Consider the following 26,715-nt stretch of genomic DNA (forward strand, 5'->3'; position numbering starts at 1 on the left):
CGAAACCTGGCATCCGGATCAGGTTGCTCGCGGGGTGAACTGCCGGATTTCTGCGTTCAGCCTGCTTGTTCGTGGCACCGAACGTCGGGGTCAGGATGGCCGAGAGCATGCGTAGAGGAGATGGGGCGGGAACGACGTCCCGGGAGTGGTCGTGGGCCCGATTCTTGACGTTCTTCGGGGTGGGCGGTCTCGCTGTGGCAGCGCTGGCGCGTCTCGCGTCAGACACGAGGCTGGGCAGCTTGATCCAGGCGGTGCTGGCATTCGCAGCTCTCGCAGCAGCTGTTGCGTTCATTTACATCGTCGTCAATGCGATGGGCAGCTTGTACGGACGCAGCTGGAGGAAGTGACCTGCGGGCTTGCAGACCGTCTCAGCATTGCCCTGGCCGCTCAAGAGTCTGATTTGACGATCGTGACGACCTGGGAGACGACGGTGACGTCCTGGCTGGTGCCCTTGGTGGTCACCCAAGTGGGCTCCGGGACGTCGGGACCGGCGATGCCCGACCCCTCCCTGCCGATGTCCATCGTGTAGCGCGGGGCGTACGGGACGGTGATGGTCATCTTGGACTCGCACGCGCCCATGCTCAGCTGTGCCTCGAAGGGGATCTCGAACGACTTCAACGTGGTGATCCCGTTGTCACCGTCCGGCCCGCCGACGACGAGGCGATGAGGGAACTCCTTCGGCGCGTTCGAGAGGCATCGAGTCTCTCCCGCCCTGTACTCGTTGACCCCGCGGACGTCACGGATCGTCACGCGGAACGTGTGGGTCCTGCCGTCGCTGGGAGCAGAGGGCGGGCCGCTGGGGCTCGTCGATGCGGCAACCGGGTTCGACGCCGACTTCGGCTCGGTCCCGGCGTCGTTGTCACTGCATGCGGCGAGCGCGGTCAACGCGACGGCCCCGACCAGGATCCCGGCTCTTCTCATGGGCCTGACGGTAGCCCCGCACCGCCTGATCCGGCTGTGAATCGCCGATCACGATCCAGGACCGGGCGTCAGGGACGCGGGACGTTGCGCAGATTGGAGCGGGCCATCTGCAGCGCCTCGCCCACGCCGCCGTTGAGCACGACCTTGCTCAGCGCCATCGCGAACCCGCGCACCTGCTCGCCGGTGACCGTGGGCGGGATCGACAGCGCCATCGGGTCGGTGACGAGCTGGACGAGCGCGGGGCCGTCCACCGCGAAGGCGGTCTCGAGCGCCTCTCGGATCGCGCTGGGGTCCTCCACCCGCTGGGAGTGGATGCCGGCAGCGGCAGCGATCGCGGTGTAGTCGACCGGCGGGACGTCGACGCCGAAGTCGGGCAGGCCGTCGACCAGCATCTCGGCCTTGACCATGCCCAGCGTCGAGTTGTCGAACAGGACGATCTTGACCGGGAGCTTGTACATCGCGACCGTCAGCAGCTCGGACAGCATCATCGACAGGCCGCCGTCGCCGGAGATGGACACGACCTGCCGTCCCGGGTGGGACATCTGCGCGCCGACCGCGTGAGGGAGCGCATTGGCCATCGAGCCGTGGAGCATCGAGGCGATGAAGCGGCGCTGTCCCGTCGGGTTGATGTAGCGCGCGGTCCACACGTTGCACATGCCGGTGTCGGTCGTGAAGATCGCGTCGTCCGCCGCGACCTCGTCGAGGATCGACGCGGCGTACTCGGGGTGGATGGGCACGAGGGTGTCGGCCGACCGGGTGTACGCGCCGACGACGCGGTGCATCATCTTGTCGTGCTTGCCGAGCCACCGCTCGAGGAAGCTGCGGTCGTCCTTGCGCTCCACGAGCGGCGCGAGCGCCCGCAGGGTCGCCAGCACGTCGCCGTGCACCGGCACGTCGACACGGGTACGGCGTCCGATGACGCCGGCGTTGACGTCCACCTGTGCGGTGGTCACGTCGCCCGGCAGGAACTGCGAGTACGGGAAGTCGGTGCCGAGCATCACCAGCAGGTCGGCGTCGTGCATCCCTGCGTGGGCGGCGCCGTAGCCGAGGAGCCCGGTCATGCCGACGTCGTACGGGTTGTCGTACTGGATGAACTCCTTGCCGCGCAGCGAGTGGCCGATCGGGGCACCGATCTGCTCGGCCAGGGCGATGACCTCGTCGTGCGCGCCACGCACCCCGTACCCGGCGAAGATCGCGACCCGCTCGGCCCGGTTGATCGCCTCGGCGAGGCGTTCGACAGAGGCCTGGTCGGGGACGATCGTGGGCGGGTCGGGGAGCAGCAGCGGGACGATGTCGCCGACTGCGGGCAGCTCGGCGATGTCGCCGGGCAGGGTCACGACGGAGACGCCGTGGCCGGCGGTCGCTGAGCGGATCGCGGCGCGGAACATCCGCGGTGCCTGCTCGGCGGTCAGGACCAGCTCGTTGAACGTCGAGCACTCGCCGAAGATCCGGTCGGGGTGGGTCTCCTGGAAGTATCCCGAGCCGATCTCGTTGCTCGGGATGTGCGAGGCGATCGCCAGGACGGGGGCGCCGGAACGGTGCGCGTCGTAGAGACCGTTGATGAGGTGCAGGTTGCCCGGGCCGCAGGACCCCGCGCAGACGGCGAGCTCGCCGGTCAGCTGGGCGTCCGCCGAGGCAGCGAACGCTGCGGCCTCCTCGTGCCGGACGTGGATCCAGTCGATCCCGCCCTTGGCCGATCCGCCGGTGCGACGGACCTCGTCGACGACGGGGTTGAGGCTGTCGCCCACGATCCCGTAGATCCGGCGGACACCTGCCTCGACGAGATACTCGACCAGCTGTCCGGCGACGGTGCTCGAGCTCATCGGTGTGAATCCGTGGTCATGTCGTCTCCTCGTTCACGGGCCGGGACGCCCCGTCTCAGTATGTGCCGGAGGCCAAGGATCTGGCATCAGCGCGCTCAGCGCAGGGGTGAGAGACTGGGGGAGCCACCACAGGCACCCGGACGAGGTGCGCCGTACCCGGCCAGCGACAAGACGGCGCGTGGAGGTTTTCGTCATGGCATGGGCCGTTCTGATCGTCTCGGGTCTTCTCGAAGGTGTGTGGGCCACGGCCCTCGGCCGATCCGACGGATTGACTCGGGTCACCCCGACGATTGTTTTCGGTGTCGGGCTGGTGCTGAGCATGATCGGCCTCGCCGTCGCGATGCGTGACCTGCCGACCGGCACGGCGTACGCGGTGTGGGTCGGGATCGGTGCGACGGTCACGGTCTGCGTCGCGATGGCCACCGGGCAGGAGACCGTGAGCCTGGTCAAGATCCTGCTCCTCGCCGGGATCGTGGCGTGCGTCGTGGGGCTCAAGCTCGCGCACTGACCGGACGGTGTGTCAGCGCGGCTCGGATCCGTCGCAGGCGTCGTCGACGAGCTCGCGCACCTGGGTCAGTCCCGAGACGGTGCGCGCCCCGTCGTCCTCCAGGGGCGCCACGACCGCGACCCCGTACGTGCCGTTGAGCTCCTCGAATGCCTTGCGCGCATCGCCCTCGACGAGCGCCACGACGCCGAGTCGCGTGCTCTCGGTGAGCTTGACGACGAAGTCGTCGGTGACGAGTCCGCCGATCCGCTCCACGGTGTCCTTGTCCTCGTCGGAGGAGAAGTCGTGGTCGCAGACGAGACGCTCGTCCTGGAAGACTCGCGCGTCCTGGTCTGCATCCGACGAGCACCCCGACAGCGCGAGCACGGCGGCGCCGGCGACCAACCACGCGGGGAACGTCCATCGGGCCATGCCCCACTCTGGCTCACAGACGGCACGCCCGACAAGGCATCCGGGCCGGCCGGGTCTGGCACGATGGCGCCATGGTCGAGGTCTTCGACGTGTCCGACGTGGTCGCCCGGTTGCGCGCCGCCGGCAGTGTGTACGCCGAGGACGAGGCCGCCGTGCTCCGCGCTGCCGCCGGCTCGCAGGACGACCTGGAGTCGATGGTCCGCCGGCGGGTCGCGGGGGAGCCGCTCGAGGTCGTCGTCGGCTGGGCCGAGTTCTGCGGCCACCGTGTGGTCGTCGAGCCCGGTGTCTTCGTGCCCCGCACCCGCACGGGAGTCCTGGTCGACCAGGGCGCACGCCTCATCGGGCCCGGGGCCGTCGTGGTGGACCTGTGCTGCGGCACCGGCGCCGTGGGACTCGCGCTGCACGCCCGGGTCGACGGCATCGAGCTCCACGCGGCCGACATCGATCCGGCGGCCGTACGCTGCGCCCGCCGCAACCTCGAGCCGCTCGGCGCCGCGGTCCACCAGGGCGACCTGTTCGACGCGCTGCCCGGGACGCTGCAGGGTGCCGTGGACCTGCTCGTGGTCAATGCGCCGTACGTGCCGACCGCGGCGATCTCCACCATGCCGCCCGAGGCGCGTGAGCACGAGCCCCTGGCCGCGCTGGACGGGGGAGGGGACGGTGTGGACCTGCATCGACGCGTCGCCGCGCACGCGCTCACGTGGCTGGCACCGGGCGGCCATCTCCTCATCGAGACGAGCCCGCGGCAGGCTGCGCTGACGACTGCGGCGATGGCGACCGGAGCGCTCGCGTCGAGGGTCGTGACCGATGCGGTCATCGATGGATCCGTTGCCATCGGATGGGCGCGATGACATCATGTCTCGAATGAGGTTGGCTCCCGGGGTGTCAGTGCTCCTCGCCCTCCTGGTCGCGGGCTGCGCCTCCGGGATCGAGGACCCCGCGCCGAGGACGGCGTCTCCGCGCACGAGGGTCATCCCCGCGCAGTCCGCTGCTGCGCTGAAGGACGGCCGGGACGTCGAGCTGGTCGCCACCCTGCCCGCCTCGATCGACGGCAACAGGACCTTCTGGCTGGGTGCGGACGCCAGGGGCACCGTCTACGGCGAGATCGTCGTCCCGGCCCCGAAGGTCGCTCCTGGCAGCATGGCGGAAGTCGACTCGTACTCCCAGCCGGTCCTGATCGACCTGGCGGGCAAGGTCACGCACCTGACGCCCCCCAGGACCTCCGGCACCACCACCCAGATGACGGGCGCCGACGCCGATGACGAGTGGGTCACCTGGCTCGAGTCCGCGTCCGTGCAGGCCGGCAGTGGGGAGTGGACGCTGTACTCGTACGAGCGCGCGACGCAGAAGCTGCGCGTCCTCGGATCGTACGAGGACGAGGTCGCCGGTGAGGACTCCTTCCTCGACTACGACGGTCGCCCCGAGATCCTCGGCGGCGACGTGGTGATGGGCATCGGGTCGACGAACAGGGGCGGAAAGGGGAGTGCGGTGCTCAGCGCCCCGCTCGACGGTTCGAGGCCGCTGGAGGTGCTGGTGCCCACGGCCAACGATCCCGACGCCGACGAGGACGGGTTCAGCTACGTGCAGGGCAAGGACGCCCTGATGTATCGCGATGCCGCGACGGGCAGGACGCGGCAGCTGGCCCCCGGCGACGACGAGTGCCAGCGCTTCCGGTTCGGCGTCCTGCTCACCTGCGACAGGACCGATGAGGGCGTCGTGGTCCGCCTCAAGGGCACCGACATCGACACCCGCCTCGGACCGTTCGGCGCCCACGTCGGCTACGTCGAGCTCGAGGACGGCTGGGCCTCGTTCGTGACGGACCCGGACGGCGACCCGAGGATCTACGCGGTGGAGCTCGCGACGTCGACGATGTACGAGACGTCCCGGTCCCAAAACGATTGGAACCTGATGGGCCACGGGTACGCGATGGTGACGCACCGCGACGGCGACACGGTCACCGGCAACGACCTCGTCAAGCTGCTCTGACCCCCCCGCCCGCTCGCCCTCGCTCGCGGATTCCCAGGAGAACCCCGGAAACCGACGCCTGGCGTCCGTCGCAACAAGGGTGAGGTGCCGGCTTTCGGGGTCAGGCCCCGAACCTCCGACAATTCCGGGGTTCTCCTGGGAAACCGCGGCAGGGCGACCGCCCGCGGGCGGGGCGGCAGGGCGAGGCGGGGGCGTGTCGGGGGCGCCTGACACGATGGCGGCATGACCACCGAAGCCGACGCCACGACCGCTCTGCGACGCCTGACCGGGCGGGACGACGCGGTCTTCCACGACGGCCAGCTGGAGGCGATCGAGGCGCTGGTGGACGGTCACCGGCGCGCGCTGGTCGTGCAGCGCACCGGCTGGGGCAAGTCCGCGGTCTACTTCATCTCCACCCTGCTGCTGCGTCAGCGCGGGGCGGGCCCGACGCTGCTGGTGTCGCCCCTGCTCGCCCTGATGCGCGACCAGGTCGCGGCAGCCGCCCGCGCCGGGGTGCGGGCCGTGGCGATCAACTCGGCCAACCCGCACGAGTGGGAGGAGACCCGGGCCAAGCTGGCGGCCGACGAGGTCGACATCCTGCTCGTCTCTCCCGAGCGGCTCAACAACCCCCGCTTCCGTGACGAGCAGCTGCCGGCCCTGGTCGAGCGCATGGGCATGCTGGTCGTCGACGAGGCCCACTGCATCTCTGACTGGGGCCACGACTTCCGTCCCGACTACCGCCGGCTCGCCGAGCTCATCGCCAAGCTGCCCGACGACCTGCCGGTGCTGGCGACGACCGCGACGGCCAACGCCCGCGTGGTGACCGACGTCGCGGAGCAGCTGGGGGCCGAGGGCGAGGTGCTGACGATCCGCGGCTCCCTGGCGCGTACGTCGCTGCGACTCGGCGTCCTCGAGCTGCCCGGCGCGCGCGACCGGCTCGGCTGGTTGCTCAGCCACCTGGCCGAGCTGCCCGGCAGCGGCATCATCTACGCGCTGACGGTCTCGAACGCCGAGGACACCGCGCGGCTGCTGCGCGAGGGCGGCCACGCGGTGCGCGCCTACACCGGCCGCACCGATCCCGAGCAGCGCGAGGAGCTCGAGCGCCAGCTCAAGGACAACGAGATCAAGGCGCTCGTGGCGACCAGCGCCCTCGGCATGGGGTTCGACAAGCCCGATCTCGGTTTCGTGATCCACCTCGGGGCACCGTCGTCGCCGGTCGCGTACTACCAGCAGGTCGGCCGTGCGGGCCGCGCCACCGACAACGCCGACGTGCTGCTGCTGCCCGGCCGCGAGGACCGCGACATCTGGACCTACTTCGCGACGTCCTCGATGCCGAGCGAGGAACGTGCGGCGGCCGTGATCGACGCGCTGGGCGACGAGACGCTCTCGACGCCCGCTCTGGAGGCCAGGGTCAACCTGCGCCGTTCGCCGCTCGAGCTGCTGCTCAAGGTGCTCGACGTCGACGGTGCGGTCCGCCGCGTGCAGGGCGGCTGGGTCGCGACCGGCGTCCCGTGGACGTACGACCGCGAGCGCTATGAGCGCATCGCCGCGGCCCGCGACGCCGAGCAGCAGTCGATGCTCACCTACCAGCGCGACACCACGTGCCGTATGGAGATGCTGCAGCGAGACCTCGACGACCCGACCGCGTCGCCGTGCGGTCGCTGCGACAACTGCACGACCCCTTGGTACCCGACCGGCATCGACCCCGCCGCGACCCAGGCCGCGTCCAGCACGCTGGACAAGGTCGGCGTCGAGATCGAGCCACGCGCCCAGTGGCCCTCGGGGGCCGAGCGGCTCGGCGTCGAGGCCAAGGGCAAGATCCCTGTCGACGACCGCGCCGAGCCCGGTCGCGCGGTCGCGCGCTTGACCGACCTCGGCTGGGGCAACGTGCTGCGCGAGCTGTTCGCGGCCGGGGCGCCCGACGGACCCGTCACCGACGAGCTGCTCGGCGCCTGCGTGCGCGTGCTGAAGGACTGGGGCTGGGACGAGCGTCCCGCGGCCGTCGTGAGCATCCCGTCGCGATCGCGCCCCCAGCTCGTCGACTCCCTGGCCCGCGGCATCGCCCGCATCGGCCGGCTCACCGACCTGGGCTCGCTCGACCAGGTCGGTCCCGAGCCGCGCGGGGGGCCCGGCGGCAACAGTGCCTACCGGCTCGCCGACGTGTGGGGGACGTTCGCGGTGGGCCCCGCCCTCGCGGACGGTCTGCGCGAGCTCGGCGGCAGGCCCGTGCTCCTGATCGACGACCGGGTCGACAGCCGCTGGACGCTGACCGTCGCGGCCCGCGAGCTGCGCCGCAGCGGCGCCGGGGCGGTGCTCCCGCTCGCTCTCGCGGTGGTCGCCTGACATCGGCGGTACGTTGACAGCATGGAGCATCGATACCTTGGCAACAGTGGTCTCAAGATCTCGGAGATCGCCTACGGCAACTGGCTGACCCACGGCTCGCAGGTCGAGGAGGACGCTGCGACGGCCTGCGTGAGGCAGGCGCTCGACGAGGGCATCACGACCTTCGACACCGCCGACGTCTACGCCAACACCAAGGCGGAGTCGGTCCTCGGCCGTGCGCTGGCCGGCCAGCGCCGTGAGTCGCTGGAGATCCTCACGAAGGTCTACTGGACCACCGGACCCGGCGGGCCCAACGACTCGGGCCTGTCGCGCAAGCACATCATGGAGTCGATCAACGGCTCGCTGACCCGTCTGCAGACCGACTATGTCGACCTCTACCAGGCCCACCGCTACGACATCGAGACCCCGCTCGAGGAGACGATGCAGGCGTTCGCCGACGTCGTCCGTGCCGGCAAGGCGCTCTACATCGGTGTCTCGGAGTGGACCGCCGACCAGATCCGCGATGGCCAGGAGCTGGCCCACCAGCTCGGCTTCTCCTTGATCTCGAGCCAGCCGCAGTACTCGATGCTGTGGCGGGTCATCGAGGACGAGGTGGTGCCGGCGAGCGAGGAGCTGGGGCTCAGCCAGATCGTCTGGTCGCCGATCGCCCAGGGTGTGCTGACGGGCAAGTACAAGCCCGGCCAGCCCGTGCCCGAGGGCTCGCGCGCCACCGACGACCAGGGCGGCGCGCAGAACATCAGCCGGTGGATGAAGGACCACGTGCTGGAGGCCGTGCAGCGGCTGCAGCCGATCGCCCACGCGGCCGACCTCACGATGGCGCAGCTCGCCGTGGCGTGGGTGCTGCGCCGGCCCAACATCGCCGCCGCGATCATCGGTGCCTCACGGCCCGAGCAGGTCACCGACAACGCCAAGGCGTCCGGCGTCGTGCTGGGCGATGACGTGATGGAGGCGATCGACGACGCGCTGGGCGACGTAGTGGTCCGGGATGCGTCGTTCACGGCCCGCCAGACGCCGGACACCCGCCCGACCTGATCGCCACGGGGTGGGCGTGGCCGCTCGATAGAGTGCGGCCATGCCTACCCCTCTGCTGCGTGACGTCGTCGCGGTCCTCGACGAGCTCTACGATCCGTCGTGGGCGGACGACTGGGACGCGGTGGGCACCGTCGCGGGCGATCCGCAGGCCGAGGTCGGCCGGGTGCTGCTCGCGGTCGACCCGGTCAGTGCCGTCGTCGACGAGGCGATCGCGTGGGGCGCCGACCTCATCGTGACCCACCACCCGCTGTGGCTCAAGGGCGTGACCTCCGTCGCCGCGACCTCGCCGAAGGGTCGCGTCGTGCACAACCTCATCACCCACGGGATCGCGCTCCACGCGTGCCACACGAACGCCGACAGTCCTCGCCTCGGCGTGTCGGAGTCGATGGCGTACGCGCTGGGACTCTTCGACGTCCGCCCGCTCGAGCCCGACACCGACGACGAGCAGCCCGACCGTGGCAGCGGGCGCATCGGCGTCCTCCAGAGCCCCACGACCCTGGCGGCGTTCTCCGAGCACGTCGCCCGGAGCCTGCCGTCCCACCGAAGCGCCGTTCGCGTCGCGGGCGACCCCGGCCGGCCGGTCCGCACGGTCGCCCTGTGCGGCGGCTCGGGCGACTTCCTGCTCGGCGCGGCGCAGGCGCAGGGTGCCGACGTCTACGTGACGTCCGATCTGCGACACCACCCCGTCAGCGAGCATCTCGAGCAGCCCGATCCGTGCGCCGTGATCGACGTGCCGCACTGGTCGGCGGAGTGGACGTGGCTGCCGGTCGCCGCGTCAGCGCTGGCAGAACGGCTGCCAGAAGTGGAGGTCAAGGTCTCCACGATCGTGACCGATCCATGGACCGCGATCGTGCCGGGTACGGTGTGAGGGTGAAAGCCGATCCCACCGCCCAGGCCGCGCTGCTCGCGCTGCAGTCCACGGACGCGATCCTCAGCCAGCTCCAGCACCGCCGCAACAACCTTCCCGAGCATGCCCGCATCAAGGAGCTCGAGGCCCAGATCAAGGACGTCGACGGCACCCGCATCGAGCTCGACACGCAGGTCTCCGATCTGAGCCGTGCCCAGAAGAAGGCCGACGCCGAGGTCGAGCAGGTCAAGGCGCGACGGACTCGCGACGAGGAGCGGCTCAACTCCGGCGCGGTGAAGAACCCCAAGGACCTCGAGAGCCTCCAGCACGAGCTCGTCGCGCTCGAGCGCCGCATCTCGACCCTCGAGGACGATGAGCTCGAGGTCATGGAGAAGCTCGAGGACGCCCAGACCGGGCTCGCCTCGGTCCAGGCCGATCTCGACAGCCTCAAGACCGAGCTCGCCGAGCAGGTCTCCGCACGCGACACCGCGATCGAGGTCATCGACCAGCAGGTCGCCGAGGCCCAGTCCGAGCGTGGCTCGACCGCCGAGGTCATCCCCGCCGATCTCATCACCCTCTACGACAAGCTGCGTGGCCAGTACGGCACGGGTGCCGCTGCGCTGCGTGCTCGCCGTTGTGAGGGCTGCCGCCTCGAGCTCAACGGTGCCGACCTGCGCGAGCTCGCCGCGGCGCCCGAGGACGACGTCCTGCGCTGCCCCGAGTGCAGCCGCATCCTGGTGCGTACGCCCGAATCCGGCCTGTGACCGATCGGGTCATCCTCGAGGCCGACGGCGGTTCACGCGGCAATCCGGGCCCCGCGTCGTACGGTGCGCTGATCCGTGACGCCGGCACCGGACGGGTCATCGCCCAGCGGGGCGAGACGATCGGGCGGGCGACCAACAACGTCGCCGAGTACTCCGGGCTGATCGCAGGGCTCGAGCTCTATCGCGAGCACACGCCCGACGCCCGGCTGGAGGTCCGCATGGACTCCAAGCTCGTCATCGAGCAGATGGCCGGACGGTGGAGGATCAAGCACGCCGACATGATCCCGCTGGCCGAGAAGGCCCGCAGGCTCGCGCCCGCGGACGTCACCTGGACCTGGGTGCCGCGCGAGCGCAACAAGGACGCCGACGCGCTGGCCAACGCCGCGCTGGACGACGAACGTGACGGCGGCTCGGGTGTCGTGTCGGGCAGCGGCACGAGCGCTGCCGCCCCGTCCGCCCCGTCCACCGGATGGTCCGCGGCCGGTGGGCGCCCCACGACCCTCGTGCTGGTGCGTCACGGCGTCACGTCCGCGACCGAGCGCAAGGCCTTCTCCGGCAGCACGGGCGACGACCACGGCCTGACCGACGCGGGCCGCCAGCAGGCCGATCGAGCCGCGGCGTGGATCGCCGAGCGCGGTCCGGTCGACGCGATCGTCACGTCACCGCTGCTCCGCACCCGCGAGACCGCCGCCGTGATCGGCAGCGACCTCGGCCTGGACGTGAGCGTCGAGAGCGGACTGGCCGAGACGTCGTTCGGCGACTGGGACGGCTACACGTTCGCGGAGATCCAGGAGCGCTGGCCCGAGGAGATGTCCGCGTGGCTGGCCTCGACCGACGTCGCGCCGCCGGGCGGGGAGTCGTTCGCCGAGGTCGATCGGCGCATCACCGCGACCCGCGAGGCGTTGCTGGCGGCACATCCCGGCGAGACGGTGGTCGCGGTGAGCCACGTGACGCCCATCAAGCTGCTCGTGCGCCATGCGCTCGGCGCGCCCCTCGCCTCGATCTACAAGATGGAGCTGTCGCCGGCGTCGATCACGACGGTCGCGTGGTGGCCCGACGGCAACGCGTCGCTGCGCGGGTTCAACATCGTCCCGTAGAACTGGCCCGGCGCCGTCAGGACGTCGCGACCTCGTCGACCACGACGTCGAGCCGTCCGCCGTGACGCTCGACCGTCCAGCCCAGATCCTGCAGCACGCCCTGGAGCTCGTCGACGCTTCGAGGATCGGCGCCCGACTCCATCAGCCCGCGGACGATGCGTCCCTTGGTGGCCTTGTTGAAGTGGCTGACGACCTTGCGCTTGCCCTGGTGCTCGTGGAGCACCCGCATCGTGGCCGTACGTCCCGTGATGTCGGCCGGAGGCTTGCCGAGCGCCGTGTAGGTGCCTGAGCGCAGGTCGACCAGCAGGCCGTCGCCGACCTCGTCCTGCATGACCTGGGGGAGGGTCGTGCGCCACCGGGCCGCGACCGTGCCGAGTCGGGGGAGCGTGACGGTGCCGGACAACCGGTACGCCGGGATGTGGTCGTCGGGGCGGACGAGGCCGAACAGTGCGCTCGCGATCGCGATCGTGGAGTCCGCTCGGCCGCGTGCGGCCTCGTCGAGCGATGGCAGGTCCAGGGCCGAGAACAGGACGCCGGTGTAGATCGCGTCGGCGCGCGCCGTGGGCTCGTTGGTCAGGGCCGCGTTGACGGCGATCGCGCCGGCCTGGGTCGGACCGAGACCGAGCACCTCGGCGGCATGCTCAGGCTTGCCGTTGCAGAGCTTGACGAGGCTGCGCAGCAGCACCTCGCGCACGGGGGTCAGGGCGGGGAAGGACAGCGTCTCGAGGTCGAGCGGGGATCCGGACTCCGGCCGGGTCTTGCCTTCGGACGGGGGAAGCAGGATCAGCACGTGACGACCCTAGCCGGGCGGGTCCTCACCAGATCAGGGACGTCCATGCCCACAGGACGACCGTGCACAGCAGCACGAGCGGCGGCGTCGTGAGGACGCCCAGCAGGTGGAACTCGCGCACCGACGACACCGCCTTGCCACCGGCCTGACGCCACAGCAGGTTGGCGACCGAGCCGATCAGGGTCAGGTTGGCGCCGACGTTGACGCCGACGAGGAGCGCGAGCACCGCGGCGGGGCCTGCGGCGTCCGCTGCCGGCAGCAGCAGGAGCGTCGCGGGCAGGTTGTTGACGACGTTGGCCGCGATCATCGCGACCACCGCGACGATCAGCAGCGAGCCGAGCCCGGTCCCGGACGGCATCGCGTCGTCGAACCACGCGCCGACCGGCGTCGAGCCGAGCCACGACACCACGAACGCCCACGTGAGGACCAGGGCTGCGAGGGGAAGGTTCGCGGCGGCGCGCAGGTCACGCCAGCTCGTCCGGCGCCTCACGAGCGCGTACGTCCCGACGAGGATCGCGCCCGCGGTCGCCGGGATCCACGGATCGGTGCCTCCGGCCAGGGCCAGCAGCACGACGACGACCACCGCAAGGGGGAACAGGGGGAGCGCGAAGTCGTCCTCGAGGGCCGGCGCAGGTGTCCGCAGCTCGTCGGCGAACCAGAACCGCAGGATGACGTACTCCGCCGCGACCGCCACCACCCAGACCGGCAGCATGGCCCACGCGAAGCCGAGGAAGGTCAGGCCCGTGGACCCGAACACCAGCAGGTTCGTCAGGTTGGAGACGGGCAGCAGGGTCGAGCCGGAGTTGGCGAGCCGCACGGTCGCGTAGGCGTACGAGCGCCGGGCCGATGCCGCGAGCAGGACGGGCGTCAGCAGCACGACCGTCGCGTCGAGGCTCATGGTCGCGGTGACCACCGCTGCCAGGCCCACCGCCAGCGCGAGCAACCGGTGGGCGGAGCCGTGGGACCAGCTCGCGATGTGGCGGCCGAGGACGTCGAACAGTCCCTCGTCCGCGCACGCCCGGGCCAGCACCATCATCGCGACGAGGAAGGCGACGATCGCCGTCAGGGAGCCCAGGTCGTGTGTCACGCCGCGAATCTACTGATCGTCACAGCACGCCCTCGAGGATCAGCAGCACGCCGAACACGACGAACGCCGCCGTGGCGCCGATCTTGATGGCCCGATCGGGCAGGTGCTTGCCGAGGATCGCGCCGACGCCGATCGCGAGGGCGTCGGCCGCGACCATGCCGACCGTGCTGCCGATCCACGTGCCGAGCCAGCCCTCCTGCGTCGCGAGGGTGATCGTCGCGAGCATGGTCTTGTCACCGAGCTCGGCGAGGAAGAACGCGACGCCGACGGCCAGGATCGCCGCGCCCTGGCTGAGCCGCGCCTTGTCCGCCTCGCCCTCGGTGAGCTCGTCGCCGCGCCAGGTCCACGCCGCGAACAGCAGGAAGGCGACGCCGGCGACGATCGAGATGATGTGCTGGCTGTCTGCGAAGCTGTCGCCGATCCACGCCCCGATGCCGACCGATGCCAGGTGCACGATCGCGGTGGCCACGCTGATGCCGATGATGACGTCGCGCACCTTGTAGCGCGTCGCGAACGTCATCGCCATGAGCTGGCTCTTGTCACCGAGCTCGGCCACGAAGATCACGGCAGTGCTCAGCAGGAAGGCGTACATGAAAGAAAAAGACCCCTCGTCCGCCTGGACGAAGAGCCTGGACGACGAGTCTTCGACCAGGTACGTCAATGACACATCTGGTCGAAAGTCTCGTCCGCCACCGAGGTGGCCTGCTGCACCGGACTCCACAGCCTCGTGGGGTCAGTATGTCGACACAGCCGTTGGGGACTACTCCCTTTCGCGCCTGAAGCCTATCGGACGTCGGTGCACCCCTTGGCAGGCGGTAGGATCGGGGACGCGAATGAGTCGGCCGGGCGGCCGCGGCACCGGGTCGTACGACCACGGTGTCGAGGAAAGTCCGGACTCCGCAGAGCGACGGTGGTGGCTAACGGCCACCCACGGCGACGTGCGGGACAGTGCCACAGAGAACAGACCGCCAGCGGCCTGCGCCTTCGGGCGCAGGTGCGGGTAAGGGTGAAACGGTGAGGTAAGAGCTCACCAGCGCTCCGGGTGACCGGGGCGGCTAGGTAAACCCCACCGGGAGCAAGACCAAGAGGACTCCTCCGCGTGCGGAGGGGTCTGCGCTGACGGGCTGCTCGTCCGATGTCAGCGGGTAGGTTGCACGAGGCGTCCAGCAATGGGCGTCCCAGATGGATGGTCGCCCGGGCCGGTGGAGTGATCCGCTGGTCTGACAGGATCCGGCTTACAGGCCGGCTCATTCGCCCCATGACCACGACGTTCACGCCCCAGGACGTGGCCGATCCCGGTGACGACCTGCTCGGCCGCATCCGTCTGCGCAAGGTGTTCGCCGGCACCCTGCTCGAGCCGTCCTGGAAGTTCCCGAGCTCCTACGAGCCGGCTGCGGAGCAGACACTGGGGTCTCTGCGCGTCGAGCAAGCCTGAGCAGCGGTCGGGCGGGGACGTACTCCCTCGCGCCATGGTGTGGAATGTTGTCGCCAGTGGTCGGGTGACAGTTTGACGGGGAGGGGGCGTGGGTACGCCAGACCACGGCCCCTCTTCGGAGGCGAGGCTCCCACCCACCGATCTTCTTTCAGGAGTACGCATGACCGTGCCCAACATTGCCCTCAACAACGGCGTCGAGATCCCGCAGCTGGGGTTCGGTGTCTTCCAGATCGATCCGTCCGAGACCAAGGACGCGACGCTCACGGCCCTCGAGGTCGGCTACCGGCACATCGACACGGCCGAGATGTACGGCAACGAGAAGGAGGTCGGCGAGGCGATCCGCGAGTCCGGCATCCCGCGTGACGAGATCTTCGTGACGAGCAAGCTCAACAACGGTTTCCACGCGCCCGACGATGCGGTCAAGGCGTTCGAGGGCACCCTTGAGGCGCTCGGTCTGGACAAGATCGACCTGTTCCTCATCCACTGGCCGCTGCCGGGCATCGACGTCGACTTCGTCGACACCTGGAAGACCCTCGAGGGGTTCTACCGCGACGGCCGCGCTCGCTCGATCGGCGTCTCCAACTTCCAGCCGACCCACCTGCGTCGCGTGATCCAGGAGGGCGAGATCGTTCCGGCCGTCAACCAGATCGAGGTGCACCCCTACCTGACGCAGGACGAGGTCCGCGCGGTCAACACCGAGCACGGCGTCGCGACCGAGGCCTGGTCGCCGATCGCCCAGGGCCTCGTGCTGGACAACCCCGTCGTCACGGGGCTGGCCAACGACAAGGGCAAGACGCCCGCCCAGGTGGTCCTGCGCTGGCACGTGCAGCGCGGCGACATCATCTTCCCCAAGTCGGTGACGCGCAGCCGCGTCGAGGAGAACTTCGACATCTTCGACTTCGAGCTCACCGACGGTGAGATGGGCACGATCAGCGCTCTCAACAAGGACGAGCGCACCGGCCCCGACCCGGACGTGTTCAACTACATCCCCTGACACCGGAGCCCCTCCGGCGCGCCCGGGGACCGACGATGAGGGTTTGGGGTAGCTAGCGCAGCCGCAACCCCTCACCCTCGGGCGCGGCCGGCACCGACGATGAGGGTTTGGGGTAGTCACCGCTACCGCAAACCCTCATCGTTCGTCCTCCTCCGGCGCGGAGCCACGCAGACCACGGCGCCGGGATCCCGACCTACGACAGGGTCAGGATCTCGGCGCCGTTCGACGTCACCAGCAGGGTGTGCTCGAACTGCGCGGTCCGGGACCGGTCTCGGGTCGTGGCGGTCCACCCGTCGTCCCACATGTCCCAGTCGATCGAGCCCAGCGTGAGCATCGGCTCGATCGTGAACGTCATGCCGGGCTGCATCACGGTGTCGGCCGACGGGTCGTCGTAGTGGGGGATGACGAGCCCGTCGTGGAAGGCCGGGCCGACCCCGTGCCCGGTGAAGTCACGCACGACGCCGTAGCCGAACCGCTTGGCGTACGTCTCGATGACCCGGCCGATCACGTTGATCTCCCGACCCGGCTTGACCGCGCGGATCGCCCGCATCGTGGCCTCCTGCGTGCGCTCGACCAGCAGTCGCGACTCCTGGTCGACGTCGCCCACGAGATAGGTCTTGTTGGTGTCCCCGTGGACGCCCCCGATGTACGCCGTGATGTCGATGTTGACGATGTCGCCGTCCTCGAGCGGACGATCGTCGGGGATGCCGTGGCAGATGACCTCGTTGACGCTGCTGCACAAGGACTTGGGATAGCCCCGGTAGCCCAGCGTCGACGGATAGGCGCCCTGCGCGACGATGAACTCGTGGCCGATCCGGTCCAGCTCGTCGGTCGTGACGCCCGGTGCGATCGCGGCCTCGACGGCGTCCAGCGCCTGCGCCGCGATCCGGCCGGCGATCCGCATGGCCTCGATCGTCTCGGCGTCCCGCACGAGCGGGCCGCGATAGGGCAGGGGAGCGATCTGTCCGACGTACTCGGGACGTTCGATCGAGGCGGGGACGGGGCGGCGGGCCGAGACACGGCCGGCGGTCAGGACACTCACGCGGGGAGTTTAGTGGGAGCACCCGAGCCCGGGTTGGGGCAGGATGGGCACATGAGTGACGCCAAGTTCTACTACTGCACCAAGCACGGCACGGTCGAGGGTGAGGACGGCTGCCGGGCGGCGGACCGCCTCGGGCCGTACGACACCGCGGAGGAGGCCGCCCGCGCTCTGGAGATCGCCGCGGAGCGCACCAAGAGCTGGGACAACGACCCCGACTGGAACGACGACGCGACCCCGGACGAACCCACGAAGGAATGAGACGCCGACGCAGACGCAGGTCCGGTGGTCTGCGCCTCGAACGTTCGGGTCCGTGGATCGCGGTCGGCGGGCTGTTCGTCCTGCTGTGGCTCGCGATCTCGACGTCGATCTACGCGCCGTGGTGGGGCGTCGTCCTGCACGTGCTGATCCTCGCCCCGCTCGTCGGCTGGGTCGTCAGCTGGGCGAGGACCCGCCCGGCGGCATGCACCTTCGTGCCACTGGCGGGCCTGCCCCTGCTGGCGCTGGTGACCGCAGTGGGCGTCGGCCCGGGCGGCTGGAGCGCCTGAGGTCTACTCGGCGAAGCTGTGCTCGTCGTCGGGGAAGGTGCCGCCCTTGACGTCCGAGACGTACGCCTGCGTCGCCTGGAGCATCACGGCGTGCAGGTCGGCGTACTTCTTGACGAAACGCGGGGTGCGGCCGGAGTTGAGGCCCAGCATGTCCTGCCACACCAGCACCTGGGCGTCGCACTCGACGCCTGCGCCGATGCCGACCGTGGGGATGCGCAACGCCTTGGTGACCTCTGCGGCGACCGGGGACGGGACCATCTCCATGACGATCGCGAACGCCCCGGCGGCCTCGAGCGCCCTGGCCTCCTCGACCATGCGGGCGGCACCGTCACCACGGCCCTGCACGCGGTAGCCGCCGAGATTGTGCTCGGCCTGCGGGGTGAACCCGATGTGGGCGCACACGGGGATGCCCGCGTCGGTCAGGAGCTTGACCTGCGGCACCATCGCGAGACCGCCCTCGAGCTTGACCGCGTGCGCACCGGCCTCCTTCATGAACCGGACAGCGGTGTGGAACGCCTGCTCGGGGGAGCCCTGGTAGGAGCCGAACGGCAGATCGGCCAGCACGAGCGCGTGCGGCGCGGAGCGGGACACGGCCCGCACGAGGGGGATGAGCTCGTCCACCGTGACCGGCAGTGAGGTCTCGTTGCCGTAGACGTTGTTGGATGCGGAGTCGCCGACCAGCAGCACCTCGACGCCGGCCTCGTCGAACGTGGCTGCGGTGTACTGGTCGTACGCGGTCAGCATGGTCCACTTCTCGCCGCGTTCCTTCATCTGCTGCAGCGTGTGGGTGCGGACGCGCTTGCGGGCTGCCGGGGCAGGTGAGGCAGGCCCGGTGCCGTACGGCGCGGTCTCTTCAGGGGTGGCGTCGGCCATGGGAATGCTCCTGTTCGTCTCGCAGCTCCTGGCGGAGTCCACGGATGGCACCAGCGTGCCAGATCCGCGTAGGAGCAGCGGCGGAGTGTGAACCAACTCACCCGTCCGACTGCCGACGGGGACCAAGGATGAGGGTTTGCGGTTGCTGGAGCTGCCCCGAACCCTCATCGCGCCGGACGGGGCGCACCGAGGATGAGGGTTAGTGGTCGCCGCAGCTGCCGGAAACCCTCATCGTCGGTCCCCCGGAGGGCGACGACCGGGGTGGGCGTCAGAGCTTCTCGCGCCACCGGTGGGTGATGGGCACGCGCCGGTCGCGGCCGAAGTTGCGCCGCGAGACCTTGGGTCCCGGCGGGTACTGGCGACGCTTGTACTCCGCGCGGTCGACCAGGCCGATGACGCGCTCGACGAGTGCGGGGTCGAAGCCCTCGGCGATGACGTCCGCGGAGCCGAGATCGCGCTCGACGTACGCGTCGAGCACGGCGTCGAGCTGGTCGTAGGGCGGCAGCGAGTCCGAGTCGAGCTGACCGGGCCGCAGCTCGGCCGACGGGGGCTTGGAGATCGTCCCCTCGGGGATGGGCGGGGTCTCGCCGCGCTCGACCGCGTACGCGTTGCGCCACCGCGCGAGCTCCCACACGAGGGTCTTGGGGACGTCCTTGATCGGGGCGTAGCCGCCGACCGCGTCGCCGTAGATCGTGGAGTAGCCCGTGGCCAGCTCGGACTTGTTGCCGCACGCGAGCACGAGGTGGCCGTGCTGGTTGGACAGCCCCATCCAGATGACCGCGCGGATGCGTGCCTGCAAGTTCTCCTCTGCGAGGCCGTCGAGGTGCAGCGCCTCCTGGTACGCATCGAAGATCGGCGCGATCGGCACGGTCTGCAGGGTGAGGCCGGTGCGGCGTGCCTGCTCCGCGGCGTCGCTGCGGGAGTGCTCGGTCGACCACGCGCTCGGGTTGGAGACGCCGAAGACCTTGTCGGCGCCCAAGGCGTCCACCGCGATCGCCGCGACGAGGGTGGAGTCGATGCCGCCGGACATGCCGAACAGGACCGACGAGAAGCCGTTCTTGTGCACGTAGTCGCGCAGCCCCGTGACGAGCGCGGTCCAGATCTCCTGGTGGCGCGGCATCCGCTCGGCCTGGGTGACGGGCAGGGGCTCGTACGCCGCGAAGGGCTCGGAGCTGATGATCGTGCGCCTGATCGCGAGGCCACCGAAGCGCTCCTCGGCATCCGGCATCGCCGGTGTCGCAGCAGGCAGGTCGAGATCGACGACGAGCAGCTCGGGGTCGAACTGGCCCGACCGGCCGAGGACGCTCCCGTCCTGGTCGACCACGAGCGAGTCGCCGTCGAAGACGAGCTCGTCCTGGCCGCCGACCAGGTTGACGTACGCGAGGACGCACTCGCCCTCGCGGGCCCGGCGCGAGCACAGCTCGAGGCGTACGTCGTCCTTGTCGGCCTCGTACGGCGAGCCGTTGGGGACGACCAGGAGGGCCGCCTCGGCTGCCTTCGCCGCGGCGGAGGGGCCGTCACGCCACAGGTCCTCGCAGATCGCCAGTGCGACGTCGATGCCGCCGATCTGCAGGATGTTGATCTCGTGGCCGGGGACGAAGTTGCGGATCTCGTCGCCGACGCCGTAGTTCCACAGGTGGTGCTTGGCCTGGCGCGCGACGATCCGGCCGCCGTGCATCACCGCGACGGAGTTGAGTGGCGCGTTCTTGGGGATGCCGAATCCCTGCGAGGAGTCCTCGGCATGGTCGAGGAAGCCGACGACCGCCACGACGTCGCCGCAGCCCTCGTCCTGCAGGCGGGTGGCGAGGGACTCCGCGGTCGCGCGTGACGCCTTGATGAGCGAGGCCCGCATCGCGAGATCCTCGATCGGGTAGCCGGTCAGCATCATCTCGGGGAAGACGACCAGGTGCACGCCCCGGGCGGCGGCGTCCTTGCAGTGCTCGACGACGAGGTCGGCGTTGCCGGCGAGGTCACCCACCGTGGCGTTGACTTGGGCGAGGGCGAGGCGCAGCTGGGGCATGCCAAGAACCCTAGTGCGGCGCCAGTGGGCACGCCCGGGCCGCCGCCGGGCGTAACAACGCCGTAACAATCCGCGTGGGACAATGACCGCATGGGAAAACAGGAAGACTTCGTCCTGCGCGCGCTCGAGGAGCGCGACGTCCGATTCGTACGTCTGTGGTTCACCGACGTCCTGGGATCCCTGAAGTCGGTCGCGATCGCGCCGGCCGAGCTCGAGGGCGCATTCGCCGAGGGCATCGGCTTCGACGGCTCGGCGATCGAGGGCTTCGCCCGCGTCCATGAGGCCGACATGCTCGCGATGCCGGACCCGTCGACGTTCCAGATCCTGCCGTGGCGCGGCGAGACCCCGGCGACGGCCCGCATGTTCTGCGACATCCTCATGCCCGACGGCACGCCGTCGTACGCCGATCCGCGCCACGTGCTGAAGCGTGCGCTGCAGAAGGCGGCCGAGGCGGGCTTCACGTTCTACACGCACCCCGAGATCGAGTTCTTCCTCTTCAAGGGCAAGCCCGACGCGGGCGATCGTCCGGTTCCCGTGGACGACAGCGGCTACTTCGACCACACCGCGCAGGGCGGCGGCCAGGACTTCCGCCGCGAGGTCATCACGATGCTCGAGAACATGGGCATCTCGGTCGAGTTCAGCCACCATGAGGGCGGTCCGGGCCAGCAGGAGATCGACCTGCGTTACGCCGACGCGCTCTCGACGGCGGACAACATCATGACGTTCCGCACGGTCGTGCGCGAGGTCGCGCTGAGCCAGGGCAAGTGGGCCTCGTTCATGCCCAAGCCGTTCACCGAGCACCCCGGATCGGGCATGCACACGCACGTCTCGCTGTTCGAGGGCGACGAGAACGCGTTCTACGAGGCGGGTGCGGAGTACCAGCTCTCGCGGACGGGACGCGCGTTCATCGCCGGCGTCCTGCACCACACCCCCGAGATCACCGCGGTCACCAACCAGTGGGTCAACTCCTACAAGCGCCTCGCCGGCGGGGGAGAGGCACCCAACTACGTGTGCTGGGGCCACAACAACCGCTCGGCCCTGATCCGCGTGCCGATGTACAAGCCGCACAAGGGCAACTCCGCGCGCGTCGAGAACCGGGCGGTCGACTCGGCCTGCAACCCGTACCTCGCGTTCGCGCTCATCCTGGCCGCGGGGCTCAAGGGCATCGAGGAGAAGTACGAGCTGCCGCCCGAGGCCGAGGACGACGTCTGGTCGCTGTCGGAGAACGAGCGCAAGGCCATGGGCATCGCGCCGCTGCCGCGCAACCTCGACGAGGCGATCCGCACGATGGAGACCAGCGAGCTGGTCGCCGAGACCCTCGGCGAGCACGTCTTCGACTTCTTCCTGCGCAACAAGCGCGCGGAGTGGCAGGACTACCGCTCGCAGGTCACGCAGTTCGAGATCGATCGCCTCATGCCGATGGTCTGAGCGGACCGCCGCTCAGATCCGCTCGGCCTTCTGCAGCAGGACGGCCCGCTCCCGCTCGTTGCGGGTGAGGGCAGTCGCTGCCAGCAGCTCCTCGCGTGCCTCGTCGCGCCGACCGAGGCGGGCCAGCAGCTCCCCACGGACGCCCGGCAGGAGCGCGGAGCCGGTCATCGCCCCGGTCGCGACGAGCTCGTCCACCGCTGCCAGACCGGCCGCCGGACCGTGTGCCATCGCGACGGCGACAGCGCGGTTGAGATCGACCACTGGTGACGGCGCGACCTCGGCCAGCGACTCGTAGAGCCCGACGATCCGGGCCCAGTCCGTCCCGTCGGTCGAGGGTGCGACCGCGTGGCACTCGGCGATCGCGGCCTGCAGGGCGTACGCGCCGCGTCCCCGGCCGATCGCGTCAGCCTTCGCGAGCGCGGCCCGGCCTCGCCGGATCTGGTCGTGGTCCCACCGCGAGCGGTCCTGGTCCGCGAGCAGGACGGGCTCGCCGTCCGCGTCGACGCGCGCGGCGAAGCGCGAGGCCTGCAGCTCGAGCAGCGCCCGGAGGGCGTGGGCGTCGGGCTCGTCCGGGACGAGGGAGCTGACGATCCGTGCGAGCCGCAGCGCCTCGCCGGCGAGATCGGTCCGCATCCAGCTCGAGCCGGCCGTCGCGGCGTACCCCTCGTTGAAGATCAGGTAGACCACCTGCAGGACCGACGCCAGCCGGCCGCCGAGCTCCTCGCGGGAGGGCACCTCGAACGGCACCGCTGCCGCGGAGATCGTCCGCTTCGCGCGCACGATCCGCTGCTGCACAGTGCTCACCGGCACCATGAACGCGCGCGCGATCTCCTCGGTCGTCAGTCCGCCGACGACGCGCAGGGTCAGCGCGATCTGCGACTCGCGCGGCAGGATCGGGTGGCACGCGGTGAAGATGAGCCGCAGCACGTCGTCGTCGACCGTCTCGGGGTCCCACGGCGGCTCGTGATCGATCGCGGCGAGCCGGTGCTGCTCGGCGAGCGAGTACGCAATCGCGGCGTGGCGGTCGTCCAGGCGCGCGAGCCGGCGCCGCCGGTCGATGCCCTTGCGCTTGGCGACGGTCGTGAGCCACGCGGCGGGGTTGGGGGGAACGCCGTCGCGCGGCCACTGGGCGAGGGCGTCGACGAATGCCTCCTGGGCGAGGTCCTCGGCGAGGCCGAAGTCGCCCACGACCCGGGTCAGGGTCGCCACGATGCGGGCGGACTCGATGCGCCAGAGCGCCTCGACGCGGCGACGGGCGGCGGCCGCCTCGCTCTCGGAGGCAGCCACCGCCCGGTCCTCGGCCATGTGCGGCGATCAGCCCTGGACGGGCCGGTCAGTCCCCAGCTGCTCGCGCCACTCGTGCTCCTTCTGGACGTACTCGTTGTCCTGGTCGAACTCCTCGGTCTCGTTCACCCGGCGGACCTCCAGGCGCATGCCGGGCCCGAGCGGGCAGCGCTTGGCCCACTCGGCGGCCTCCTCCTTGGTCGAGGTCTGGATCATCCAGAAGCCGTTGAACAGCTCCTTCGCCTCGGCGTACGGGCCGTCGGTCACGACCGGCGGTGTCGCGTCGAAGTCGACCACGAACCCCTCGTCGGGGGGAGCCAGGCCCTCGCCGGCGAGCAGGACGCCGGCCTTGATCAAGGACTCGTTGTAGGCGCCCATCGCGTTGATGACCTCGGTGAAGTCGACGTCCTCGGGCATCTCGACCATCTCGGGCGTTCGCATGATCAGCATGTACTTCATGGTCTGTCTCCTCGGTGTGCGGGCCGCATGTCGACCCTCTCACCAATGCTTCGAACGGGCCATGCCCAGATCGACCGACAGGCCGGGGCGGTCTGCCGGTAGCCTGCAGACGTGGCAACAGACGCACGTGACCTGGCCGTGACACTTGCCCGCAAGGGATTCCGCGACGGGCAGGCCGCCGTGGCGAGCCTGGAGTCCCTCGGCGACGTCCCGGAGGCACTGGTCGACCAGATCGCCTCGGTGGCGAGCCCGGACGCCGCGCTGTCGTCGCTCAGCTCGATCGCGTCGCGCATGGCGCTCGGCGAGCTGCTCGAGATGCTCGCGAGCGATGACGAGCTGCGGTTGCGGCTGCTCGTCGTGCTGGGCACCAGCGAGGCCCTCGGCGACTTCCTGACCCGTCACCCCGAGCACGTGCGCGACCTGGCCTCGACCGATCTGGCTCGTCGTCCCATCCCGCTGGACCTGCGCCGCCAGCAGATGGAGGAGGCGACCGACGCCGACGAGCTGCGGGTCGCCTACCACCGCAAGCTGCTGCACATCGCCGCTCGTGACCTGACTGCGCTGACCACGTTCGAGGAGTCCTCGGCCGAGCTCTCCGACCTCGCAGTGGCCACCCTCGGCGCGGCGCTGCGGATCGCCCGTGAGGCCGAGCCGGACGCCGATCTGTGCCGCCTGACGATCATCGCGATGGGCAAGACCGGCGGTCACGAGCTCAACTACCTCAGCGACGTCGACGTGATCTTCGTGCACGAGCCTGCGGAGGGCGCCGACGACGGTGCGGCGATCGGCGCCGCCACACGCCTGGCCGCGGCGGTCATGAAGCTGTGCCGTGAGCACACCGGTGAGGGGACGATCTGGGAGGTCGACGCCGAGCTGCGTCCCGAGGGCAAGAACGGACCCTTGGTGCGGACGCTCGCGAGCCACATCGCCTACTACGAGAAGTGGGCCAGCACGTGGGAGTTCCAGGCGCTGCTCAAGGCCCGCTTCGGGGCCGGGGACGAAGAGCTCGGCCAGGCGTACATCGACGCGTTGTCGCCCATGATCTGGCTCGCCAGCACCCGGCCCCACTTCGTCTCGGACGTCCGCGCGATGCGCCGTCGCGTGATCGACAACATCCCGGCGGCGCAGCGCAGTCGTCAGCTCAAGCTCGGGGCGGGCGGGCTGCGGGACGTCGAGTTCGCGGTGCAGCTGCTGCAGCTCGTCCACGGCCGCGCGGATGAGACCCTGCGCAGCCCCACGACGCTGAAGGCGCTCGGGGCGCTCATCGACGGCGGCTACGTGGGACGGCGCGACGGCGCGGCGATGGAGGAGGCGTACGAGTTCCTGCGCACGCTCGAGCACCGGATCCAGCTCTACAAGCTGCGCCGCAGCCACATCGTCCCCGACGACCCGGAGGACCTGCGCAGACTCGGCCGCAGCATGGGATTTCGGCAGAACTCGGCCGAGGCGCTCACCAAGGAGTGGCAGGCGCACCGCCGGATCGTGCGGCGCCTGCACGAGAAGCTCTTCTACCAGCCGCTGCTCGAGGCCGTGGCCTCATTGCCCACCGATCACCTGCGGCTCACCCCGCTCGCGGCCGAGGAACGTCTCACGGCGCTGGGCTTCGTCGACCCGAAGGGTGCGCTCGCGCACATCCAGGCGCTCACGTCCGGTCTGTCGCGTCGCGCCTCGATCCAGAAGTCGCTGCTGCCGGCGATGCTGGCTTGGTTCGCGGAGTCACCCGACCCCGATGCGGGCCTGCTGGCGTTCCGCAAGATCTCCGAGGGGCTCGGGGAGACGCACTGGTACCTGCGCAAGCTGCGCGACGAGGGGGAGGGCGCCGAGCAGCTCGCACACGTCCTCTCGTCGAGCCGCTACGTCACCGACCTCATCCTGCGCGCACCCGACTCGGTCGCGCTCCTCGGTGACGATGCCGAGCTCAGGCCGCTCGAGCGCGAACGCCTGCGGACCGAGGTCGACCTCGCCGCCGACCGGCACCGCAACCCGCAGGACGCGATCCGGGCCGTGCGCCGCGTGCGCCGCCGTGAGCTGTCCCGGGTCGGCATCGCCGACGTGTTGGGACGTCTCGACATCACCGAGGTCGGCGAGGCGCTGACCGACATCTCGACGGCCACGCTGGCCGGCGCCCTCAAGGCGTCCACCGCCGCGGTCGAGGCCGAGCGCGGCGAGATGCCGACCCGGCTCTCGATCGTCCTGATGGGACGACTCGGCGGGGGCGAGGCCGGCTACGGGTCCGACGCCGACGTCATGTTCGTCCACGACCCCTGCGAGGGGGCGGACGACACCGAGGCCGCTGCGGCCGCCACCGCGGTCGTCCAGGGCCTGCGCCGCATGCTGGCGGCGCCGGGCGACGATCCCGCGCTCGAGGTCGACGCGGAGCTGCGACCCGAGGGCAAGAACGGCCCCCTCGTGCGGACGTTCGCGTCCTACCGGGCGTACTACGAGAAGTGGTCGGCCGTCTGGGAGGCCCAGGCGCTGCTGCGGGCCAACGCCGCGGTCGGCGATGCCGACCTCAATGCGCGCTTCACCGAGCTGATCGACCCGCTCCGGTTCCCCGAGGGCGGTGCCACAGCCGACGAGATCCGCGAGATCCGCCGCATCAAGGCGCGCGTGGACTCCGAGCGGCTGCCGCGCGGCGCGAACCCCAAGACGCACCTGAAGCTGGGCCGTGGCGGTCTCGCCGACGTCGAGTGGACAGTCCAGCTGCTGCAGATGCAGCACGCCCACGCGGTGCCGGAGCTGCGGACGACCCGCACGCTGACCGCGCTCCACGCCGCGGTCGGCGCAGACCTCGTCAGCCACGACGACGCGATGGCGCTCGAGGCAGCCTGGCGGCTCGTCAGCCGCATCCGCAACGCGGTCGTCCTCATGCGCGGCAAGGCGGCCGAGTCCATGGTCGAGCACGCGGGGGAGCGGGCCGGCGTGGCGCACCTGCTCGGCTACGGCATGGACGAGGGGGAGCGGCTGAACGACGACTACCTCCGGACGACCCGTCACGCCCGCAAGGTCGTGGAGCGCATCTTCTACGAGTGAGGGCTGCCGGCGAGTAT

Annotated in this window: 25 protein-coding genes, 1 other RNA gene and 1 riboswitch; of the genes, 15 read left to right on the forward strand and 11 right to left on the reverse strand. The window is 70.4% G+C overall.

What is annotated here, in order from left to right:
• Nucleotides 1-387: 387 nt before the first annotated feature.
• Both GEV26_RS06175 and GEV26_RS06180 read right to left on the reverse strand, forming a co-directional pair.
• On the reverse strand, nucleotides 388-921 hold the full coding sequence (locus GEV26_RS06175; protein WP_153652247.1) for a hypothetical protein: 534 nt from the start codon (nucleotides 919-921) through the stop codon (nucleotides 388-390).
• 68 nt (nucleotides 922-989) lie between these two features.
• Complete coding sequence (locus tag GEV26_RS06180) at nucleotides 990-2,744, reverse strand: pyruvate dehydrogenase (protein WP_153652248.1); 1,755 nt, start codon at nucleotides 2,742-2,744, stop codon at nucleotides 990-992.
• 117 nt (nucleotides 2,745-2,861) lie between these two features.
• Nucleotides 2,862-2,925, forward strand: a riboswitch (guanidine-III (ykkC-III) riboswitch).
• A 12-nt stretch (nucleotides 2,926-2,937) separates the two neighbouring features.
• Here GEV26_RS06180 and GEV26_RS06185 point away from each other — a divergent pair.
• The gene (locus tag GEV26_RS06185) at nucleotides 2,938-3,252 is read left to right on the forward strand and encodes a DMT family transporter (RefSeq protein ID WP_153652249.1); all 315 of its coding nucleotides are present in this window, start codon (nucleotides 2,938-2,940) and stop codon (nucleotides 3,250-3,252) included.
• 12 nt (nucleotides 3,253-3,264) lie between these two features.
• Here the strand turns inward: GEV26_RS06185 and GEV26_RS06190 are convergent, their stop codons facing one another.
• The gene (locus tag GEV26_RS06190) at nucleotides 3,265-3,660 is read right to left on the reverse strand and encodes a hypothetical protein (protein WP_153652250.1); all 396 of its coding nucleotides are present in this window, start codon (nucleotides 3,658-3,660) and stop codon (nucleotides 3,265-3,267) included.
• A 71-nt stretch (nucleotides 3,661-3,731) separates the two neighbouring features.
• Here GEV26_RS06190 and GEV26_RS06195 point away from each other — a divergent pair, with 71 nt between their 5' ends.
• The 7 genes from GEV26_RS06195 to GEV26_RS06225 all read left to right on the forward strand — a co-directional run bounded on the left by GEV26_RS06195 (nucleotide 3,732) and on the right by GEV26_RS06225 (nucleotide 11,708).
• On the forward strand, nucleotides 3,732-4,511 hold the full coding sequence (locus GEV26_RS06195) for a putative protein N(5)-glutamine methyltransferase (protein ID WP_153652251.1): 780 nt from the start codon (nucleotides 3,732-3,734) through the stop codon (nucleotides 4,509-4,511).
• A gap of 31 nt (nucleotides 4,512-4,542) precedes the next feature.
• Entirely contained in the window at nucleotides 4,543-5,646 is a 1,104-nt protein-coding gene (locus GEV26_RS06200; protein WP_153652252.1) for a hypothetical protein, read from the forward strand.
• A 222-nt stretch (nucleotides 5,647-5,868) separates the two neighbouring features.
• Nucleotides 5,869-7,968, forward strand: a complete 2,100-nt coding sequence (locus GEV26_RS06205; protein ID WP_153652253.1) for a RecQ family ATP-dependent DNA helicase — start codon at nucleotides 5,869-5,871, stop codon at nucleotides 7,966-7,968.
• 21 nt (nucleotides 7,969-7,989) lie between these two features.
• Nucleotides 7,990-9,000 carry an aldo/keto reductase family protein gene (locus GEV26_RS06210; protein ID WP_153652254.1) on the forward strand — a complete coding sequence of 337 codons (1,011 nt, stop codon included), beginning with the start codon at nucleotides 7,990-7,992 and terminating at the stop codon, nucleotides 8,998-9,000.
• A 40-nt stretch (nucleotides 9,001-9,040) separates the two neighbouring features.
• The gene (locus tag GEV26_RS06215; RefSeq protein WP_153652255.1) at nucleotides 9,041-9,868 is read left to right on the forward strand and encodes a Nif3-like dinuclear metal center hexameric protein; all 828 of its coding nucleotides are present in this window, start codon (nucleotides 9,041-9,043) and stop codon (nucleotides 9,866-9,868) included.
• 2 nt (nucleotides 9,869-9,870) lie between these two features.
• The gene (locus GEV26_RS06220; protein ID WP_243838965.1) at nucleotides 9,871-10,611 is read left to right on the forward strand and encodes a zinc ribbon domain-containing protein; all 741 of its coding nucleotides are present in this window, start codon (nucleotides 9,871-9,873) and stop codon (nucleotides 10,609-10,611) included.
• Nucleotides 10,608-11,708 (forward strand): bifunctional RNase H/acid phosphatase, encoded by a 1,101-nt coding sequence (locus GEV26_RS06225; protein WP_153652257.1) that lies wholly within the window; start codon nucleotides 10,608-10,610, stop codon nucleotides 11,706-11,708. Before GEV26_RS06220 ends, GEV26_RS06225 begins: the two co-directional genes overlap by 4 nt.
• Before the next feature lie 16 nt (nucleotides 11,709-11,724).
• Here GEV26_RS06225 and GEV26_RS06230 read toward each other — a convergent pair whose 3' ends face one another.
• Genes GEV26_RS06230 through GEV26_RS06240 form a run of 3 tightly spaced genes read right to left on the reverse strand, consistent with a single transcriptional unit; the run spans nucleotide 11,725 to nucleotide 14,177 of the window.
• Nucleotides 11,725-12,498 carry a YaaA family protein gene (locus GEV26_RS06230; protein ID WP_153652258.1) on the reverse strand — a complete coding sequence of 258 codons (774 nt, stop codon included), beginning with the start codon at nucleotides 12,496-12,498 and terminating at the stop codon, nucleotides 11,725-11,727.
• A 25-nt stretch (nucleotides 12,499-12,523) separates the two neighbouring features.
• Nucleotides 12,524-13,585: an SLC13 family permease gene (locus tag GEV26_RS06235; protein ID WP_153652259.1), complete on the reverse strand. Its 1,062-nt coding sequence runs from the start codon at nucleotides 13,583-13,585 to the stop codon at nucleotides 12,524-12,526.
• 19 nt (nucleotides 13,586-13,604) lie between these two features.
• Nucleotides 13,605-14,177: a TMEM165/GDT1 family protein gene (locus GEV26_RS06240; RefSeq protein WP_153652260.1), complete on the reverse strand. Its 573-nt coding sequence runs from the start codon at nucleotides 14,175-14,177 to the stop codon at nucleotides 13,605-13,607.
• Nucleotides 14,178-14,419: 242 nt separating this feature from the next.
• Between GEV26_RS06240 and rnpB the strand changes: the two genes are divergently transcribed.
• The 3 genes from rnpB to GEV26_RS06255 all read left to right on the forward strand — a co-directional run bounded on the left by rnpB (nucleotide 14,420) and on the right by GEV26_RS06255 (nucleotide 16,014).
• An RNA gene (gene rnpB, locus GEV26_RS06245) (RNase P RNA component class A) lies at nucleotides 14,420-14,839 on the forward strand.
• A gap of 4 nt (nucleotides 14,840-14,843) precedes the next feature.
• Nucleotides 14,844-15,020 (forward strand): hypothetical protein, encoded by a 177-nt coding sequence (locus tag GEV26_RS06250; RefSeq protein ID WP_153652261.1) that lies wholly within the window; start codon nucleotides 14,844-14,846, stop codon nucleotides 15,018-15,020.
• Between the two features lie 160 nt (nucleotides 15,021-15,180).
• Nucleotides 15,181-16,014, forward strand: a complete 834-nt coding sequence (locus GEV26_RS06255; protein WP_153652262.1) for an aldo/keto reductase — start codon at nucleotides 15,181-15,183, stop codon at nucleotides 16,012-16,014.
• 193 nt (nucleotides 16,015-16,207) lie between these two features.
• Here GEV26_RS06255 and map read toward each other — a convergent pair whose 3' ends face one another.
• Nucleotides 16,208-17,056 (reverse strand): type I methionyl aminopeptidase, encoded by an 849-nt coding sequence (gene map, locus GEV26_RS06260; RefSeq protein WP_153652263.1) that lies wholly within the window; start codon nucleotides 17,054-17,056, stop codon nucleotides 16,208-16,210.
• 51 nt (nucleotides 17,057-17,107) lie between these two features.
• Here map and GEV26_RS06265 point away from each other — a divergent pair, with 51 nt between their 5' ends.
• Nucleotides 17,108-17,314: a hypothetical protein gene (locus GEV26_RS06265; RefSeq protein WP_153652264.1), complete on the forward strand. Its 207-nt coding sequence runs from the start codon at nucleotides 17,108-17,110 to the stop codon at nucleotides 17,312-17,314.
• Nucleotides 17,311-17,601: a hypothetical protein gene (locus tag GEV26_RS06270; RefSeq protein ID WP_153652265.1), complete on the forward strand. Its 291-nt coding sequence runs from the start codon at nucleotides 17,311-17,313 to the stop codon at nucleotides 17,599-17,601. Before GEV26_RS06265 ends, GEV26_RS06270 begins: the two co-directional genes overlap by 4 nt.
• Before the next feature lie 3 nt (nucleotides 17,602-17,604).
• On the opposite strand, the gene panB is transcribed toward GEV26_RS06270, so the two are convergent.
• Both panB and GEV26_RS06280 read right to left on the reverse strand, forming a co-directional pair.
• Nucleotides 17,605-18,474 carry a 3-methyl-2-oxobutanoate hydroxymethyltransferase gene (gene panB, locus GEV26_RS06275; protein WP_153652266.1) on the reverse strand — a complete coding sequence of 290 codons (870 nt, stop codon included), beginning with the start codon at nucleotides 18,472-18,474 and terminating at the stop codon, nucleotides 17,605-17,607.
• Nucleotides 18,475-18,742: 268 nt separating this feature from the next.
• Nucleotides 18,743-20,494 (reverse strand): NAD+ synthase, encoded by a 1,752-nt coding sequence (locus GEV26_RS06280; protein WP_153652267.1) that lies wholly within the window; start codon nucleotides 20,492-20,494, stop codon nucleotides 18,743-18,745.
• A 90-nt stretch (nucleotides 20,495-20,584) separates the two neighbouring features.
• Between GEV26_RS06280 and glnA the strand changes: the two genes are divergently transcribed.
• On the forward strand, nucleotides 20,585-21,922 hold the full coding sequence (glnA, locus tag GEV26_RS06285) for a type I glutamate--ammonia ligase (RefSeq protein ID WP_153652268.1): 1,338 nt from the start codon (nucleotides 20,585-20,587) through the stop codon (nucleotides 21,920-21,922).
• 12 nt (nucleotides 21,923-21,934) lie between these two features.
• Here glnA and GEV26_RS06290 read toward each other — a convergent pair whose 3' ends face one another.
• Together GEV26_RS06290 and GEV26_RS06295 are read right to left on the reverse strand one after the other, a co-directional pair.
• A complete protein-coding gene (locus tag GEV26_RS06290; protein ID WP_243838967.1) occupies nucleotides 21,935-23,209 on the reverse strand; it encodes an RNA polymerase sigma factor in 1,275 nt (424 codons plus the stop codon).
• 27 nt (nucleotides 23,210-23,236) lie between these two features.
• On the reverse strand, nucleotides 23,237-23,665 hold the full coding sequence (locus GEV26_RS06295) for a YciI family protein (protein WP_153652270.1): 429 nt from the start codon (nucleotides 23,663-23,665) through the stop codon (nucleotides 23,237-23,239).
• 111 nt (nucleotides 23,666-23,776) lie between these two features.
• Here GEV26_RS06295 and GEV26_RS06300 point away from each other — a divergent pair, with 111 nt between their 5' ends.
• Nucleotides 23,777-26,698: a bifunctional [glutamine synthetase] adenylyltransferase/[glutamine synthetase]-adenylyl-L-tyrosine phosphorylase gene (locus GEV26_RS06300; RefSeq protein ID WP_153652271.1), complete on the forward strand. Its 2,922-nt coding sequence runs from the start codon at nucleotides 23,777-23,779 to the stop codon at nucleotides 26,696-26,698.
• Nucleotides 26,699-26,715 lie beyond the last annotated feature (17 nt).

This window comes from Aeromicrobium yanjiei, from assembly GCF_009649075.1.
Taxonomy (GTDB): Bacteria; Actinomycetota; Actinomycetes; order Propionibacteriales; family Nocardioidaceae; genus Aeromicrobium; species Aeromicrobium yanjiei.

What these genes read in the sequence shown, in the direction of transcription:
- GEV26_RS06175 (WP_153652247.1), bottom strand. Translation starts at nt 921, where the DNA reads ATGAGAAGAGCCGGGATCCTGGTCGGGGCCGTCGCGTTGACCGCGCTC.
- GEV26_RS06180 (WP_153652248.1), bottom strand. Translation starts at nt 2,744, where the DNA reads ATGAGCTCGAGCACCGTCGCCGGACAGCTGGTCGAGTATCTCGTCGAG.
- GEV26_RS06185 (WP_153652249.1), top strand. Translation starts at nt 2,938, where the DNA reads ATGGCATGGGCCGTTCTGATCGTCTCGGGTCTTCTCGAAGGTGTGTGG.
- GEV26_RS06190 (WP_153652250.1), bottom strand. Translation starts at nt 3,660, where the DNA reads ATGGCCCGATGGACGTTCCCCGCGTGGTTGGTCGCCGGCGCCGCCGTG.
- GEV26_RS06195 (WP_153652251.1), top strand. Translation starts at nt 3,732, where the DNA reads ATGGTCGAGGTCTTCGACGTGTCCGACGTGGTCGCCCGGTTGCGCGCC.
- GEV26_RS06205 (WP_153652253.1), top strand. Translation starts at nt 5,869, where the DNA reads ATGACCACCGAAGCCGACGCCACGACCGCTCTGCGACGCCTGACCGGG.
- GEV26_RS06210 (WP_153652254.1), top strand. Translation starts at nt 7,990, where the DNA reads ATGGAGCATCGATACCTTGGCAACAGTGGTCTCAAGATCTCGGAGATC.
- GEV26_RS06215 (WP_153652255.1), top strand. Translation starts at nt 9,041, where the DNA reads ATGCCTACCCCTCTGCTGCGTGACGTCGTCGCGGTCCTCGACGAGCTC.
- GEV26_RS06240 (WP_153652260.1), bottom strand. Translation starts at nt 14,177, where the DNA reads ATGTACGCCTTCCTGCTGAGCACTGCCGTGATCTTCGTGGCCGAGCTC.
- GEV26_RS06250 (WP_153652261.1), top strand. Translation starts at nt 14,844, where the DNA reads ATGACCACGACGTTCACGCCCCAGGACGTGGCCGATCCCGGTGACGAC.
- GEV26_RS06255 (WP_153652262.1), top strand. Translation starts at nt 15,181, where the DNA reads ATGACCGTGCCCAACATTGCCCTCAACAACGGCGTCGAGATCCCGCAG.
- GEV26_RS06265 (WP_153652264.1), top strand. Translation starts at nt 17,108, where the DNA reads ATGAGTGACGCCAAGTTCTACTACTGCACCAAGCACGGCACGGTCGAG.
- GEV26_RS06270 (WP_153652265.1), top strand. Translation starts at nt 17,311, where the DNA reads ATGAGACGCCGACGCAGACGCAGGTCCGGTGGTCTGCGCCTCGAACGT.
- panB (WP_153652266.1), bottom strand. Translation starts at nt 18,474, where the DNA reads ATGGCCGACGCCACCCCTGAAGAGACCGCGCCGTACGGCACCGGGCCT.
- GEV26_RS06280 (WP_153652267.1), bottom strand. Translation starts at nt 20,494, where the DNA reads ATGCCCCAGCTGCGCCTCGCCCTCGCCCAAGTCAACGCCACGGTGGGT.
- glnA (WP_153652268.1), top strand. Translation starts at nt 20,585, where the DNA reads ATGGGAAAACAGGAAGACTTCGTCCTGCGCGCGCTCGAGGAGCGCGAC.
- GEV26_RS06295 (WP_153652270.1), bottom strand. Translation starts at nt 23,665, where the DNA reads ATGAAGTACATGCTGATCATGCGAACGCCCGAGATGGTCGAGATGCCC.